At 71.0% G+C, this 15,732-nt stretch carries 11 protein-coding genes; 4 read left to right on the top strand and 7 right to left on the bottom strand.

The genetic code is table 11. From position 1 onward, the window contains the following. The 3 genes from hpt to folE all read left to right on the top strand — a co-directional run bounded on the left by hpt (nt 1) and on the right by folE (nt 3,819). Nucleotides 1–576, top strand: coding sequence for a hypoxanthine phosphoribosyltransferase (hpt, locus tag GA0070619_RS26510; RefSeq protein ID WP_088950544.1), 576 nt, complete (start codon nt 1–3; stop codon nt 574–576). Between the two features lie 529 nt (nt 577–1,105). Then, nucleotides 1,106–3,124: an ATP-dependent zinc metalloprotease FtsH gene (gene ftsH, locus GA0070619_RS26505; protein WP_088950543.1), complete on the top strand. Its 2,019-nt coding sequence runs from the start codon at nt 1,106–1,108 to the stop codon at nt 3,122–3,124. Between the two features lie 35 nt (nt 3,125–3,159). Beyond that, a complete protein-coding gene (gene folE, locus GA0070619_RS26500; RefSeq protein WP_088950542.1) occupies nt 3,160–3,819 on the top strand; it encodes a GTP cyclohydrolase I FolE in 660 nt (219 codons plus the stop codon). 89 nt (nt 3,820–3,908) lie between these two features. On the opposite strand, the gene GA0070619_RS26495 is transcribed toward folE, so the two are convergent. Both GA0070619_RS26495 and GA0070619_RS26490 read right to left on the bottom strand, forming a co-directional pair. Beyond that, entirely contained in the window at nt 3,909–4,628 is a 720-nt protein-coding gene (locus GA0070619_RS26495) for a hypothetical protein (protein WP_088950541.1), read from the bottom strand. A 28-nt stretch (nt 4,629–4,656) separates the two neighbouring features. After that, a complete protein-coding gene (locus GA0070619_RS26490) occupies nt 4,657–7,218 on the bottom strand; it encodes an FtsK/SpoIIIE domain-containing protein (RefSeq protein WP_088950540.1) in 2,562 nt (853 codons plus the stop codon). A gap of 195 nt (nt 7,219–7,413) precedes the next feature. Here GA0070619_RS26490 and GA0070619_RS26485 point away from each other — a divergent pair, with 195 nt between their 5' ends. Continuing rightward, nucleotides 7,414–7,971 carry a hypothetical protein gene (locus tag GA0070619_RS26485; RefSeq protein WP_088950539.1) on the top strand — a complete coding sequence of 186 codons (558 nt, stop codon included), beginning with the start codon at nt 7,414–7,416 and terminating at the stop codon, nt 7,969–7,971. A gap of 3 nt (nt 7,972–7,974) precedes the next feature. Here GA0070619_RS26485 and GA0070619_RS26480 read toward each other — a convergent pair whose 3' ends face one another. Genes GA0070619_RS26480 through GA0070619_RS26460 form a run of 5 tightly spaced genes read right to left on the bottom strand, consistent with a single transcriptional unit; the run spans nt 7,975 to nt 15,669 of the window. Further along, complete coding sequence (locus GA0070619_RS26480; protein ID WP_088952070.1) at nt 7,975–8,574, bottom strand: hypothetical protein; 600 nt, start codon at nt 8,572–8,574, stop codon at nt 7,975–7,977. 13 nt (nt 8,575–8,587) lie between these two features. Beyond that, nucleotides 8,588–9,748: a M23 family metallopeptidase gene (locus GA0070619_RS26475; RefSeq protein WP_088950538.1), complete on the bottom strand. Its 1,161-nt coding sequence runs from the start codon at nt 9,746–9,748 to the stop codon at nt 8,588–8,590. Beyond that, nucleotides 9,745–10,302 carry a hypothetical protein gene (locus GA0070619_RS26470; protein WP_088950537.1) on the bottom strand — a complete coding sequence of 186 codons (558 nt, stop codon included), beginning with the start codon at nt 10,300–10,302 and terminating at the stop codon, nt 9,745–9,747. Before GA0070619_RS26470 ends, GA0070619_RS26475 begins: the two co-directional genes overlap by 4 nt. Further along, nucleotides 10,299–12,254 (bottom strand): MraY family glycosyltransferase, encoded by a 1,956-nt coding sequence (locus GA0070619_RS26465; RefSeq protein WP_088950536.1) that lies wholly within the window; start codon nt 12,252–12,254, stop codon nt 10,299–10,301. The genes GA0070619_RS26470 and GA0070619_RS26465 overlap by 4 nt, the downstream gene beginning before the upstream one ends. 1 nt (nt 12,255) lies before the next feature. After that, nucleotides 12,256–15,669, bottom strand: coding sequence for an ATP-binding protein (locus GA0070619_RS26460; RefSeq protein ID WP_088950535.1), 3,414 nt, complete (start codon nt 15,667–15,669; stop codon nt 12,256–12,258). Nucleotides 15,670–15,732 lie beyond the last annotated feature (63 nt).

Here is a 15,732-nt window from a genome sequence, read left to right as displayed (position 1 = left end):
ATGGCTGACGGCTCCTGGTACGACGCCGACATCGACCACGTGATCATCTCGGAGGCGCAGATCCGCGAGAAGACGGCGGAGCTGGCCAAGCAGGTCTCCGCCGACTACTCCCACGTGACTGACGGCCTGCTGCTGGTGTGCGTACTCAAGGGTGCGGTGATGTTCATGGCGGACTTCGCCCGTGCGTTGGGTCGCAACGGCCCGCCGGCCGAGCTGGACTTCATGGCCATCTCCTCCTACGGCCAGGGCACCACCTCCTCCGGGGTGGTCCGCATCCTCAAGGACCTGGACCGGGACATCGCCGGCCGGCACGTGGTGGTCGTCGAGGACATCGTCGACTCCGGGCTCACCCTCTCCTGGCTGCTGCGCTACCTGGAGTCGCGTTCGGCGGCCAGCGTCGAGGTGGTCGCGCTGTTCCGCAAACCGGACGCGGTCAAGGTGCCGGTCCCGGTGAAGTACGTCGGCTTCGACATCCCCACCGAGTTCGTGGTCGGGTACGGCCTGGACTTCGGTGAGCGCTACCGGGAGCTGCCGTACGTCGGTGTGCTCAAGCCCGAGGTCTACGCCCGCACCTGACGCGGGACGCGAGCTGTCGGGGCGACCCGGCGGCGTCGTGAGGCAAACTCGCATCGGCATCCATCAAGCCGACGTTCAGCGCGCTCTCAGCTCTTGCGGTTACCGTGGACCACGGTGGCCCGGAGGTAACTCCGCGCCCGACCCCCTCGACCGCGTGACCGGGCGTTCAGGTGGCCGGGCAGGACTCCCCGCCACGCCGGTTCCTACCCGGACCCGCCGTACGTTCGGTGCCGGGCTGGTGGGCCTGCCCACGGTGCGTGCCGTCGATCCCGAAGGTGCGCCTGGTGCGGAGGCTCGCAAGCTCGCTTCTCGCGTACGCGCGGCTTTTGATGGTGCACGACTGCGGGGCTCGCAAGCTCACTCCTCGCGTACACGGTGTACCGTCGAATGACCGCGGCGCGGCAGTTTCGCGCCTCGGGGTCGAGGCCGGCCCGCACGGCGGCTCCGGCTGCCGCTCACCGCGGCGACACCATCAGACGGTCAGGACGTCGATCAGGAGGATGCGGGCGCCCCGGCGCTCGACAACAGTATGGAACGTACGCGTTTCTTCCGCCGACCGGTGGTCTGGATCATCCTGGTCATCCTCGGCGCCGTTGTGCTCAGTCAGCTGTTCACCGCTGGTCCCAGCTACCACCGCGTGGACACTTCCGTTGCGCTCGATCAGCTGCACACCGCCAAGATCAACAAAGTTGTCTTCCAGGACAAGGAGCAGACGCTCCAGCTCGACCTGGCCCAGAAGACCAAGTTCGGTAAGACCGAGACCAACAAGATCGAGGCTCAGTTCCCGTACCAGGCTGGCGACCAGATCTGGAACGAGGTGCTGGACGCCAAGGCGAACAACCGGGTCACCGGCCCGGCCGACGCCAAGGTCTCGTCGGACAGCATCTGGGTGAGCCTGCTGGTCAACCTGCTGCCGATCGCGCTGCTCGTGCTCCTGCTGCTGTTCTTCATGTCGCAGATGCAGGGCGGCGGCTCCCGGGTGCTCAACTTCGGCAAGTCCAAGGCCAAGATGATCACCAAGGACACTCCGAAGACGACCTTCGCGGACGTCGCGGGTGCCGAGGAGGCCGTCGAAGAGCTGTACGAGATCAAGGACTTCCTGCAGAACCCGGCGAAGTACCAGGCCCTGGGCGCCAAGATCCCGAAGGGCGTGCTGCTGTTCGGCCCGCCCGGCACCGGCAAGACGCTGCTGGCCCGCGCGGTCGCCGGCGAGGCCGGGGTGCCCTTCTACTCCATCTCCGGCTCCGACTTCGTGGAGATGTTCGTCGGCGTCGGCGCCAGCCGGGTCCGTGACCTGTTCGAGCAGGCCAAGACGAACGCCCCGGCGATCGTCTTCGTCGACGAGATCGACGCCGTCGGCCGGCACCGTGGTGCCGGCATGGGTGGCGGCCACGACGAGCGGGAGCAGACGCTCAACCAGCTGCTCGTCGAGATGGACGGCTTCGACACCAAGGGTGGAGTCATCCTGATCGCGGCCACCAACCGGCCGGACATCCTCGACCCGGCGCTGCTGCGCCCGGGCCGGTTCGACCGGCAGATCCCGGTGGACGCCCCCGACATGGAGGGCCGCAAGGCAATCCTGCGGGTGCACGCCAAGGGCAAGCCGTTCACGCCCGACGTCGACCTCGACGCGGTGGCCCGTCGCACGCCGGGCTTCAGCGGCGCCGACCTGGCCAACGTGATCAACGAGTCGGCCCTGCTCACCGCTCGTAAGGAGCAGCGGGCGATCACCAACGACTCGCTGGAAGAGTCGATCGACCGGGTGGTCGCCGGTCCGCAGCGACGGACCCGGGTGATGAGCGACAACGAAAAGAAGATCACCGCGTACCACGAGGGTGGGCACGCGCTGGTCGCCTGGGCGCTGCCGCACGCCGCGCCGGTGCACAAGGTGACGATCCTGTCGCGTGGCCGCTCGCTGGGCCACACCCTGGTGCTCCCGACCGAAGACAAGTACACCCAGACCCGCGCCGAAATGATCGACACCCTGGCGTACGCGCTGGGCGGCCGGGCCGCCGAGGAGCTGGTCTTCCACGAGCCCACCACCGGTGCTGGCAACGACATCGAGAAGGCCACCCAACTGGCCCGCGCGATGATCACCCAGTACGGCATGAGTTCCAAGCTCGGTGCGATCAAGTACGGCACCAGCGGAGACGAGCCGTTCCTCGGTCGCAACATGGGCCACGAGCGGGACTACTCCGACTCGGTGGCCGCCGAGATCGACGGCGAGATGCGGGCACTGGTCGAGCTTGCGCACGACGAGGCCTGGGAGATCCTGGTGGAATACCGGGACGTCCTGGACAACATCGTGCTTGAGCTGATGGAGAAGGAAACCCTCTCCACGGCCGACATGGCGCGGATCTGCTCCCGGGTGGTCAAGCGCCCGCCGCTGGCTCCGTACAACGGCTTCGGCAAGCGCCAGCCGTCCACCGAGCCGCCCGTGCTCACCCCCGCGGAGAAGGACAAGCTCAAGGCGCAGGCCGAGGCTGACGGCGCGCAGGCGTCCGTCGGTGGCGGGGCGCCGTCCAACAACTCGGACGGCACGCACTGAGCAACGACCCGACGGCCAGCTCCCCCCACCGGGAGCTGGCCGTCTCCGCGACCGAACCCGACGACGAGCTCGACTTCGTGGCCGCGCGGCTGATCAGCGGCAAGCTGACCGGCCGCCCGGTCGAGGACGCCGTCGACCTCGGCCGGATCGAGAAGGCCGTCCGCGAGATCCTGATCGCCGTCGGTGAGGACCCGGACCGCGACGGCCTCCAGCAGACCCCGGCCCGGGTCGCCCGCGCGTACGCCGAACTCTTCGCCGGCCTGCGGGTCGACCCGGCTCAGGTGCTCAGCACCACCTTCGAGGCCAACCACGAAGAGCTGGTGATCGTTCGGGACATCGACGTGATGAGCCTCTGTGAGCATCACCTGCTGCCGTTCCGCGGCAGCGCGCACATCGGCTACATCCCCGGCCCGGACGGGCGGATCACCGGCCTGTCCAAGCTGGCCCGACTGGTCGAGGTCTTCGCCCGTCGACCCCAGGTGCAGGAGCGGCTCACCTCGCAGGTCGCCGACCTGCTGATGAGCAAGCTCGCCCCACGCGGCGTCGTCGTCGTGCTGGAGTGTGAGCACATGTGCATGGCGATGCGCGGCATCCAGAAGTCCGGTGCCAAGACCATCACCTCAGCCGTGCGCGGCATCCTGCAGACGGACTCAAAGTCGCGGGCCGAGGCGATGGCGTTGATCATCCCCCGTTGACACCCCTGGACACACCACGGCCGGCCGACCCCCTCCCGGGACGGCCGGCCGTTTCCGTTGCTGCCCGTCCTCCCGGGAGACCCCGGTGGTCAGCCGGCCAGCAGGGCCAGCAACAGGCCTGCCGTGACCAGCACCGCCGGCACCAGGCACACCAGCGCGCCGAAGCGCACCGTACGGTCCAGCCGCTCGGCGGGGCCCACACGGAACAACCGACCGATGCCCACCCACCCGGCGACGAACGCGACCGCCGGCATCGGCAGCCCGCAGATCAACGCCGCCACACTGGCCGGCCCGATCCCCGTGGCCGCGTAAACCGCGACCTGGATCAGCGGCACCACCAGCGCGAACGGCCCGTACACCAGGAGGTTGCGGGCCCGCGCCGGCCACGACCCCGGCCGGAACCGGCCGCGCGCGGCCAGGGCCGCGTCCGCCGCCTCGGCTCGACCCCGCGCGGCCCGCAGCGCCGCCAACACCGCAGCCGGGCCGCCCGCCATCGACCGGGCCGCCTCGGTCAGCTCCGGCGGCGACGGCACCAGGGAGATCGCCGGTACGCCCAGCTCCCGCAGAAGTTCCTGCTGACTAGCGAGCCCACTACGGACCACCGTCAGCTCCTCCCGGGCAGCCTCCGCCGACCGGGCCTGCTCACCCGCTGCGGCAGCCGCGCTGCGGCGTACCCCGTCCAGCTGACGTGCCGCGGCCAGATACTCACCCCAGGCCGCGCCGGGCTCGACCGCCGTCGGCGTGGCGTCTCCGCCCGCCGCAGCGGCCCGCTGCCGCCCCGGCCCGGTCACCGTCGCGTTCGGACCCATCTCGACACCCCCCGCTCGCGTCACCGGATCAGCCGGCCTCGTCGGCGAACGGCACCAGGACCCTGCCCCGCTCGTCCGGGCCGTCCCAGAGCACCGCCCGGTCGGGGCGGGCCCGCCACTCCACCGGCCGCCCGAAGACCGGAGTGAGCTGCGCGACCGGCACGTCCAACACGACCACGGCGGCAAGCTTGTCGACCTCGCCCGCCGGCTCGAACAGCGCAGCGAACGGCGGCACCGCCCGCCACCAGCCCAGCAGGTGTCTGCCGGCCGGCGGCCCGTCCCGCAGGAGCGCCCGCAGCCGGTCCACCGGCAGCTCCCGGGGACCCGGCCGGTCCAGGCCGAAGACCACCAAGTACGTCGGCAACTCGTCGGGCGGGTCCGCGAGCAGCGTCGGCAGATCCACCATCTCGGCCGAATGCCGGGCCGCCAACTCGGCCGTCAACGCCTCCGCCAGCGCTCGGGAGCCCGGGTCCGGTGCCGCCACCAGGAAACGGGCGGTGCCCGGCGGGTGATGGTCCGCGGTGCTCCGGGCCGCCGTGACCAGCAGCCCGCCCGCTGCGACACCCGACCCCAGCACCGCCAGGTTGCGCCCGGCCGCAGGCCCCAACGGCACGGCGACCGTCGAGCGGGTCACGTCCACCGCACGACCCAGCAGAGCGGCCGGACCGTGGGCCTGCCCCGCCAGGGCCGCCCGGTGTCGCGGATCGTTGCTCAACAGGGGTCGGGCGTAACCGGCGAAGACCACCGGTGGGACCGAACCGGCCGGCCGGGCCGCCCACAGCTCGTGCCGCAGCGCCTCCACCACATCCGGGTGGTCCTGCGGGTCGGGGTGACGGATCAACCGTTCGTGACCTCGGATCGCGCCCCGGGGACCACCGAGCCCACCAGCGGTGTTGACCACCGCGCTGCCCACCGGCAGACCAGCCGCCGAATCGTTCGTCGGCTCCAACACCGGGCTGCCACCCGGCAACGCCACCCGCACCGGGAACTGCCCGAGCACCGAATCCCGGTGACCGGCATCCGCGCGGGCACTCAACCCCAGCTCACCCGCACCGGCCAGCACCAGATGCACGCCGTACGCCCGACCGGCCCGGGCCAGCCCGTCCAACTGCGCCGCCACCTCGGCCGCCAACCGGTCCCGTTCGGCGAAGAGCAGCGGCACATTATCCAACACACAGACGATCCGCGGCAGCTGCCGATGCTGACGCAACTCCGCGAAGCGCTGCCCGCCAGCCCGCGCACCGGCCTCCGTCCGCCGCTGCACCTCGGCCGTCAGCTCGTCGAGCAGATCCCGGACGTACTCCCGGTCGGCGGCCATCGCGGCAGCGCGCACCTGCGGAATCCACGACCGGTCGCGCTCGGTCTGCAGGAACTCCACGAAGGACTCACCGTCACCGAGATCCGCCAGGTAGAGCGCCAGATCGTCCGGGCCGTACCGGGCGGCCAGACCGAGCAACGCGGTGGTCAGGAACGCCGCGCGACCTCCGGCGGACCGGCCGCTCACCAGCCAGTGCGGAGTCAGCTCGGTGAAGCCCAACGGCACCGACCGGCCCCCGGCGTCACCGACTGTAGTCGTCAACCCGTCCGCGGAACTCGACTCCCACAGCCGCTCACCCGTCACCGGCAACAGGGCCGCCAACCCCAACCGGGAACCCGCCTCCACCTGCTCGGCGAGCCGCCGACAGACCGCATCGACCAGCTCAGCCGGCGGGTCCGACTCGACGAAGACCGGTGAGTTCAAGCCACCCGGCGGATCGGCGCCCGGCCCGGCGAAGGACGCCCCCGGCGGATCACCGAGCAACGCGTACGCGTTGCGCAGCACCAACGAGGTGGTGTGCGGCAGCGGCGCCCGGGCCGAATACGGGCCGGCCGGCGGCCAGCCCGCCACCACCAGGTGCAGCCCCGCCGCAGGCCCCTGCTCGGCCAGCGCCTCGATCCGCGCCAGATCACTCGGACCGGTCGAATCCGGCAGCGCCGCGACCACCAACAACAACGTCCGGTCGTGGCGGCGTCGCCCGCTCGCACCCGGCGTGACCCACTGCTCCGCCTCGGTCAGCACCGCACGCAGACTCGCCACGTCCACCGCCGGCGGCGGCAGCAGGCCAGCATCAGCGAGCGCACCGAACGGCGTCAGCACGACACCCGTGGCATCCACCGCGCGAATCAACAGGGCACCCGCCGGTGCCGCACCCAACAACCGCAGGAGTACGGCCCGGAGCAACCCCGCCACCCGCGGCTCCCGGGCGTCAGCGTCCACGCTCAGATGACCGGTGCCGACCAGTGGCACCAACGCGGGAAAGCGGGCGTCGTCCAACGGCGCTGCCGTGCCGACCCGGACGAACGGCGGCGGACAGTCACCCGCCGGAGTCTCCACGGTGAGCGAGTCCAGAGCCGCGCCCGACCAACCCGGCGCCAGTCGTGCCGCAACCTCCCGCAGGCGGTCGGCCACCTCGTACTGGCGGCGCTGATCGGCCGGAGCGGGTCGGGTCTCGTCCAGGATCCCGGCGGCTGCGGTGGCGACGGCCGCCGCCCGTCGGTGCAGAGCTGCGGCGCGGTTCGTACGTGCCTTCGGACCGGCCACCGCGTCCACCCCCTCTGCCCGAGGTTGGCAACCCCTCCCGAGCAGAGACGGTATCCCAGCCGGGTCCGCTCCTCCGGGAGGTGCCCCGGCGATGCGCCAGGGATGTCGTGGATCTCACCGGTGGGGAGGGGTCCGTCACGATCCGCTGGATCTGAGGCTATTGGCTCCGGGGCGTCCAGCCGATAACTTCAGGAGGTGGAATCAGTGCAGCCCCCCGCCGGTTCCCAGGTCTCCCGCGTACCGGCCCAACGGACACCGTCCGAGCAACTGCCGCCGGCCCCACCGACGCCGGCGCCGCAGCCGCCTCGCCGCCGAATGCGGACGGTGCTCACGGTCGTGGCTGGGGTGCTGGCGTTGCTCTGCCTGGGCGGGGTCATTGCGGGATATGTGCTGTACAACCGAGCGGCGGCCCCGGATCGCAGCGCACCCGACGTGGCGGTGGACAACTACCTGCGCGCATTCCTCGTGGATCGCAACGACGCAAGGGCCGCTCTCTACACCTGCGAGCGCGGGGCGCAGTTGGAGGCACTGGACGCCCTGCGGGCCGACCTTCTCGAGCGTGAGAAGCGTTTTGCCGTAACGATTTCTGTCAGCTGGGCGAGACTCAACGACCAGAAGCAGGGCGACAACGCTGCTGTCGAGGTCACATTGATCATTTCCGCTCGTGTAGACGGTATAAATCAAAGCGATCGTCAGCCCTGGCGGTTCGAAACAAAGAACGATGATGGGTGGCGAGTCTGCGGCGGCACACGGGCCAGCTGACTCTCACTCGATCCACAACAGATGGACCGGGACCTCCAGCGTGGTGGGTGACTGACCGCGCCAGGCCCAGCGGTACCACTCCACCTCGGGCGTGATCCGCACGCAGATGTCCCCTTCGGCACCGGAGTAGGTTTCGGTGACCGCTCGCAGGTCGCGGTGCTCCAGACCGCCCTCGACGTGCACGACCCGGCGCCCGGTGACGGCGTCCGCCTCGAAGACCGGTGTGGGGGTCCGGTGTGCCGGACCGTCCAGCGAGACCAGCCGGATTCCGGTGTCCCGACCACCTTCCGAGTCAACCTGCCTGCCGACCGTCTCCACCCAGACCCGCTCCACCGGCACCAGCGGCGCGAACACTTCGACCTGGTCGGCCTCGGCGCGGTACCACTCGTGCTCGGGGATCACCGGCACGTAGGTCCTGGCGCTCTGCACCACCCGGTCGTCCGCGCGCAGGTCGCCGCGCCAGCCCAGCCCCGGCAGCCCGACGAGAACTCGGCGCCCGCGGAGTTCCACCCGCTCGGTGGCGGGGACGATGGTCAGCGGACGGGGTGGCCGTGGTGCCCAGTCGGGCTGGTCGGCGAACGGGTCCGGCAGCGGTCCGGTCATCCCCGTGGCGGTCTCACTCGGCGGCGCGCAGCGGGGCACCCCGTGCGCGCATGAACGGGACCGGATCGACCGCGCCCCGGCTGGACCGGTCGTTGCGCAGGTGCACCTCGAAGTGCAGGTGCGGCCCGGACGAGTTGCCGCTGCTGCCAACCTGCCCGATGACCTCACCGGCCGGGACGATCTGATGCAGTCTGACGCGCGGCTGAACCACCATGTGGCAGTACCGGGTGATGTAGCCGCCAGCGTGCAGCAGGTCGACGTACCAACCGCAGCCGCCCTTGTCGGGGTAGCCGTCCACGTCGCAGTCCCGCCGGCCCCTGTTGTCCGGGTCGCAGCGGGCGACCAGCACACGACCGGCTGCGGCGGCGCGAATCTCGGTGCCCTTGGCCGCGCCGATGTCCACCCCGTTGTGGCTGGGCCGGCTGGCGGTGCGGAAGCCGGAACCGACGTCGCCAGGGATCGGCGCGGTCCAGCCGGAGGCAGCAATCTCGCCACGCTCGGCCGCGTCGCACACCGCCTTGCCGTTGATCTCGACGGTACGGGCCGCCCCACCGGCCAGCGCATCCACGATCTTGCTGGCCAGCTCCTCGTGCTTGGCGTACGCGTCCGGATAGGCGCTGATCTGAACCTGCTGCGCCACCACCGTCAGCGGTCGGCGCTGCCAGCTCCGGACCTTGACGAGCTTCTCGTAGAACTTGCGAGCCGTGTACGAGGGGGTCATCCGCTCGGCGACCGAGCCCCACCCCGGCCGCTGCTGGAACAGGCCCAGCGAGTCGTGGTCCGCTCCGACGCCCTCGTGTGGCAGGGCCAGGGACTCGGGCACGTCACTGTTCGCCAGGTTGCGCAGCGCGGATTCCTGCATCGCGGTCGCCAGCGCGATCACCCAGCCCCGGGAGGGCACCCCCAGGTCCTGGCCGACCTTGATGATGATGGCGGCGTTGCGGACCTGTGCGTCGCCGTACTCGGTGAACCGCGGCAACTCGCCCACGATGTCCACCGGGCGGATCGGGCCGCAGCCGAAGCCTGCCAAGGAGTCCCCGTCCTCACCGTCGCCGCCGAGCCCACTGAGGAAGAACGCCGCAGTACCCCCGGTGCAGCAGAGGAGGAGAAGCACACCGGTGAGGATGCTGGCGATCACGCCGATCCGCACCGACTGCCGGCTGGCGCCGGTCATGGCCGTTCCCAATCCACCACGTCGACCAGCCATCCGCCATCCGCAGCCACCAGTTCCAGCCGCAGTTGGCCGTTGTCGAGCGGCAGTAGTACCTCGACGAACGTCTCGGTGCGCGCCCGCACCGACGGTGCGCCGCTGACCTTCTCGGCCGGGACGCCCTCGGGATCAACACCGGCGAGCTTCTCGGTCAGCGCCGGTGTGGACAACGGCTTGAGGCCGTCCTGCCACTGCTCAGCGGTCATTCCAGGTCGGCCGAGCCAGGCTGCGGCAAAACGGTCGGAGGTCTGCTCCGGCGTGCCGGCGCCGGGCGACGTCACGGGTGACGGTGGCGCCGGGCTGGTGAGCACGCCATCGTCGCCAGCCGTCGGGTCCACGGTGGTGATCGGCCGGTTCGGCCGGTTACTCAATCCGTCCGCCGGAGCGGCCGGGTCGGAGATCAGCCGTGCCGCCCCGAGCACACCGAGGACGATCACCGCGATGACCAGTGCCACTCCCAGCCGGGACCGCAGCGCTCGGGTGAAGAGAAACTCCAGAGCCCGTCGCATCGCCGTCACCGTGCCTCTGAGCGCACCCGCGGTCCGGTCCGGTCCGGCGTGCGCTCCGTGGAGCCCGGACGGTAGACCACGAACGACGGGTTCTCGGCCGGCACGTCCGGCTCGGTCCACGTCGCCGGCTGCCGGCGACGAGGTTGGGGGGCGACCGGACGACCTCGGCCTCTGGTCTCCTCCGCCGGTGCCTCGTCGGGCCGTTCCCGACCGTCGGGTCGCCCGGCGCCAGCACGCTGGCCCTCGGCAACAACCGTCGGCGTGGAGACCGGGTCCTCCCGGCGGGCCTCCGGGCGCAGCCGGGTCTGCTCCGCGTTCGGCGACCGTCGACGCCCACCCACCGGTTCGGCCGTGCCACCCGGCTCGGCCACGTCCAGTCGCGCGGCTGTCCGCATGTCCCGGAAGAACCGGCGGTGCCAGGACCCGGCGGAGCTGACCGCTTCGCTGCTGTCCTTGCCGCCGAGTTGGGTGATTCGCCGGTACGGCCGCAGCAGCAGCCAGCCGACCACGCCGCAGAGCCAGACCAGTACCACCTGGAGCCAGCCCGGCAGGGTGGGCGTGCTCATGATCAGGTCGACAGCGAACAGATAGATGGCAGCCCCGGTGCCGAAGATGGCGATGTTGAAGACGGCGGCCACGACCGCGTTCGCCAGCCGGCGCAGCCCAGCACTGGCCGGCCGGAGCAGACCGACCGTGCCGAGAATGGGTGCCGCGATCACCGCCCACCGGAAGATGAGGAAGCCCAGCAGAACCAGCAACGACGCTGTCAGGTCGAACATCGCGAACAGAAACGCGGCCAGCACCGCGATGAATCCCGCGCCCACCCGATCCATGTCCCGCACACCCTGGAGATACTCGTACGCCTCCGGATCCTCGGTCTGGATCTGCTGGGCCACCCGCGCCCACTGCTGCTGCTTCGCCTTGATCGTCGCCTCCCGGGTAGCCGGGTTGGCGCGCAGCTTCTCTGCCTCGTCCCAGGAAAGCGCCTTCGCGTCGTACAAGGCTGGGCCGTACTTGCGAGCGGTCTCGCTGTCGGCGGAGCCGAGTACTCCACGCAGCCAGTTCCGGTAGAGCATCGCCTCGGTGGCGGTGTCACTGGCTCGCACAGCGGGTGGCCGCTTGTCCACACAAGCGTCTGGGTTGGGGACGACGCAACGGTCCGGTGGGGTGTCTCGGGCCGCAGGACCCACGGCGTCATGCACCACACCCAACGTGGTGACCAGCGTGCCGTCCGCGATGTTCGCCGACTTGACCGGCCAGGCGGCCAGGGCCGTGACCGCGACCATCACGAGCAGCGCCCAGCCCGCGGTGGTCATCGCGTTACTCATGTCCGATTGGCGGGACCGCCAGAGCAGATATAGCCCCACCACGCAGAGGGTGACGATGCCGAAGACGCTGAAGACCTTCTGGTAAACGGCCTTTGTTGCCTGCTCGACCAGGGGATCGGCCCAACCCCACATCGAACGCGGATCCCAGGCCCGCTCTCGCAACGCGTTCGAAGCGCCGACGATCGCGGTGGCGATCATGAACTCCCCGTTCGCCACGGTGGTGGTGAACTTGTAGTCCGGATGCAGGACCGACGACGCGCAACCGCCTGGGATGTCGTAGGTCGGGTAGCTGTAGCCGGCGTAGCCGTAGTCGCTGTAAAGCCCCTTCGGCCCGAGTTCCTTGGCGGAGTCTGGCCGGCCGGCGAACCAGCCGGCGAGTCCAGAGTCCGGCGTGCCGGGGGTCGGCGCGTTACGACACTTGACCTCGTCCTCACTGACCGCTTGGAGCTTTCCCACGCAGGCCCGGAAGTCGGCCTGCCACTCGGCCGTGGTGCAGAGGTCGGCGCGGGCCTGGGCCACGGGCGGTGCGGCGGCTGCGGCTTCCGCTCCGATCAGCGGCCAGCTGAGTGAGGCCCCGGCCAGTACGCCGAGGGCGAGCAGGAACGACACGATCCTCGCTCGGGCCCTCGCCATGTCACGCCTCCAGATCCGGCAGGGGGATGCTCGGCAGCACTCCAGCCGCCGCGGCGATCGCGGCGGGCGTCGTGTCGAGGTGGTCCAGGAGCCCTTCGACGTACGAGACGTCGACGCGGACCTTCTGTACCCGCCCGTCGACGTCGCGCATCACGAACTCGCGGAAGCCGAGCCGGTTGGACGAGCTGGTGTCGGCGGCGGAGAGTGAGGCGAGGGTGGCTTCGTACCCGTCGTTGACGGGCACCCGCAGCAGTCGTAGCGCTTCGGAGGCGATCTCGGCGTCCTCGGCGATCCGGCCGACGAAGACGGTGGAGACGAGGTTCTGCACGTCGAGGCCGAGGATGTCCTTGGGGTTCTGCGAGGCGACCAGCGCGGCGAGGTTCCACTTGCGGGAGTCGCGGGCGAGCCGGACCAGGAATGAACGCCCGGATCGCCAGCCCTCCATGAAGTGCGCCTCGTCCAAGCCGACGAGCTTGCGCGACGACATCGAGCCGCCGTAGCAGCGGCGTACGGCGAGCCGGTGCGCGGTGTGCAGCATCGGCAGGGCCAGTGCCTCCTCGGCTGACCAGTACTCCCGTTCGATCTTGAGGTCGGGCAACCGCAGCCCGGCCATGGTGATCACGGTCAGCGCGGCGTCGGCGCCGAGCAGCCCTTCCGGTGGTCGGCCGAAGAAGAGCATGGCCAGGGGCATCTCGGCGGTGTCCAGCAGGAGGTTGGCCAGCTCCTTGCCGGCGTCGTCGTCGAGGCGCCCGAGGCAGCTCACGACGTCGTCCAGGGTGGACGTCTCCTCGGCGGGGACCTGACGGACCGCGTGCCGGAACAGGGTGGCGGTCGACGCCTCCCGGGCGACCTGCGGCGGAACGAGCATCATGCAGATGTCCTGGACCAGCATTCGCCGTTCGGCCCGCGCGTTGGAGACCGCGATCTCGAACTCCCGGTCACCGGCGGCCCCGGCGCCGAACTCGCTGCGCAGTGGCGTCGGGATGAGCGAGTAGGGCGCCAGGGTGCCGTGCTCCGAGCCGGTCAGGTTCAACACCCGGGAGTACGGCCGCAGCTCGGGCATGGCGCAGAGTCGGGCCAGCGGCCCGGACGGGTCGAGCAGGGTCACCTGGACACCTCTGCGGGCGGCCAGGTAGCCCAGCGCGCCGAGCAGGGTGGACTTTCCACCGCCCGGTTCGGCGACGAAGACAGCGAGCCCGGAGCGTTCCCGGACCTCCATGGGGAAGTGCAGGTCGAGGAAGACCGGGCGGCGGCAGGTGCCAGCGGTCCGGCCGATGAGGTCGCCCCGCCGGTCGCCCACGTTCGATGCGGCCTGGGGGAGTGCGGCGGCCAGCAGCGGCACCGGCATGCGGCGAACGTAGCCGGTGTTGGCGATCGGCTCGCCGGGGATGAACTCGCGGGCCAGCCAGTCCTGGTTCTTCGGGTGTTGCAGCGAGATGCGCAGCTCCCGGGAGTAGAGCTGGATGAGCCTGCGGGCCCGCTCCATGCACTCCTCCCTGGTCCGGCCGCCGACGGCGATCCGGTGCCAGCCGTGCGCGCGGGCCGAGTCGACCGGCAGGCCGGTGGTCATCTCGTCGCCGATCACCAGCGCCCGCTTGGCCAGTCGCTCCAGCTCCGGCGGTGCGTCGATGCCGTGCTCGGCGTAGTCGAGCTGCTGGGAGCGGATCATCCGTAGCCGGTGTTCGAGGTTACGGAAGGAGTCGCCGGAGCCGAGGATGTCGACGCGGGTGGAGATTTCCATCGGCCAGGGCAGCCGCTCGTGGAAGTGCAGCCAGGGCTCGTGCCGTTCCGGGATCTCCAGCGGCTCCATCCGGCCGACCGCGAGCACGGCCACGTGCCGTTCCTCGCCGGTCATCCGGTTGACCAGCTTGACTGTGGAGCCGTACGGGGTGCGGTAGCGCTCGACCTGCTCGGTCAGGGCGAGCAGGTCACCGCGCTCCCACTGGCCGTTGGTCACCGGGGAGAGCCGCCCGGGGGGTGCCATGCACAGCGCCACCGAGCGGTAGAGCAGCCATTCGAGCTCCTGTGCGGTGACCCGTCGGCCGCGCATGCCGAACGCGCCGAGCACCTCGTCGAACTGCTCCACGGTGCGGCCCAGCTTGCGGCGTTCGCCGTCGGCGGTGCCCCGACCGAAGGTGCGCAGCAGGCGTTCGGTGAGCGAGTCGCCGAGGGATCGGCGGGCGAAGGTGACACCCAGGTAGGTCTGGCCTTCGGCGTGGTTGACCGCCATCAGGTGCCGCTGGGCGGCGACCAGGTGGTCGGCCCAGCCGGTGGTGCCGGGAACGTCGGCGAGCGGTGCGGCGGTGTGGGCGTCGATGGTGCGCGCCCACTCGTCGGCGGGGAACGGCCGGGTGGTGCGGCGCAGGTGCAGCCGGAAGCCGGCCAGGCCGGCGTACTGCTCGGAGATCGCCGACAACAACGCTTCGCGTTCGGCGTCCGGGCGGAACGCCCAGCGAACCTCGGGCAGCCAGTACCAGGCGGTGACCGTGTTGGGAGTGAAGGTCAGGTGACCGGCGATCTCGGTGATGGCCAGCTCGACCGCCGGGTCCCGGTCACCGAACTTGATCTTCGGGGCGCGGATCCGGGTCGGCTTGGTCGGTCGGTCCTGGCGGCTCGCACCACGTTCGCGGGGTGGGGCGACCTCTTTCCCGGCACCCTTGGGTCGCTCCGAGTCGGCGGCGCGGCGCTGGGTCCCCTCCAGAGCTGGCCGGTCCGCTCTTGCGCGGACTGCCGGGCGATCCACCGGGGCGGTTGGTCCGCCAACCGGCGACACTGGCTGGTCCACCGGTGCCGTTGGCCGACTCGACGGCGTTGCCGTCGGCCGTGCGGTGGGTGCGATGTCAGGTTGTCGGGTCGTCGGGCCGTTGGGCCTCGACCCGGATGTGCCGTCGGGGGTGACGTCCGGCTCGCGCGGCGGACGGACCATCGGCAGCCGGTCGCCGGCCTGATGCGGCACCCGTGACTCGCCGCCCAGGTGAGCGCCGCCGTGTCGGGGCTCGACACTGCGGCCGCCGGCCTGGTCGTCGGGCGTCCACGGTGGCTCCAGCTCGGGAGCCGGTCGAGCTGGTGCCGGGAGCTGCTGCTGCGGGATCGCCGGCTGCTCCCGGGTGCTCGGGCCGGCCGTGACGGCTCGCGCCCCGCCGGGCCGAGCGCCGCCGAAGAGGTCCAGGAAAGGGGAGTCGATGTCGGCGTTCTCGCCGGCCGAGACCGCGCTGGGCTCGGCCGGGGGCGTCCGGCGCGGAATCGGCCGGGGCGCCTGGAACACGCCGACCGCGCCGTGGCCGGGTGACGTCACCAGCGCGGGGTCGAGCGCCACCTCGTCCTCATCCTCGGTGTAGTCGAACGAGTGCGCACGGTGACCTGCCGGCCCGGCCGGGCGGCCGGCCGGAGAACCCGGCGTGGAAGAGCGGCTCATGCGACCGCCTCAGCGACTGTGGGCACGGTGTCGCCCGCGTCGTGCGACGGACCGATCGGCGTA

The sequence above is a fragment of the Micromonospora zamorensis genome (genome assembly GCF_900090275.1).
Lineage (GTDB): Bacteria > Actinomycetota > Actinomycetes > Mycobacteriales > Micromonosporaceae > Micromonospora > Micromonospora zamorensis.
This window is presented reverse-complemented; position numbering and strand designations above follow the sequence as displayed.

Bases quoted from the DNA above. Each gene is read 5' to 3' on its own strand.
- hpt (WP_088950544.1), top strand. From the start codon at position 1: ATGGCTGACGGCTCCTGGTACGACGCCGACATCGACCACGTGATCATC.
- ftsH (WP_088950543.1), top strand. From the start codon at position 1,106: ATGGAACGTACGCGTTTCTTCCGCCGACCGGTGGTCTGGATCATCCTG.
- GA0070619_RS26495 (WP_088950541.1), bottom strand. From the start codon at position 4,628: ATGGGTCCGAACGCGACGGTGACCGGGCCGGGGCGGCAGCGGGCCGCT.
- GA0070619_RS26460 (WP_088950535.1), bottom strand. From the start codon at position 15,669: ATGAGCCGCTCTTCCACGCCGGGTTCTCCGGCCGGCCGCCCGGCCGGG.
- GA0070619_RS26465 (WP_088950536.1), bottom strand. From the start codon at position 12,254: ATGGCGAGGGCCCGAGCGAGGATCGTGTCGTTCCTGCTCGCCCTCGGC.
- GA0070619_RS26480 (WP_088952070.1), bottom strand. From the start codon at position 8,574: ATGACCGGACCGCTGCCGGACCCGTTCGCCGACCAGCCCGACTGGGCA.
- GA0070619_RS26475 (WP_088950538.1), bottom strand. From the start codon at position 9,748: ATGACCGGCGCCAGCCGGCAGTCGGTGCGGATCGGCGTGATCGCCAGC.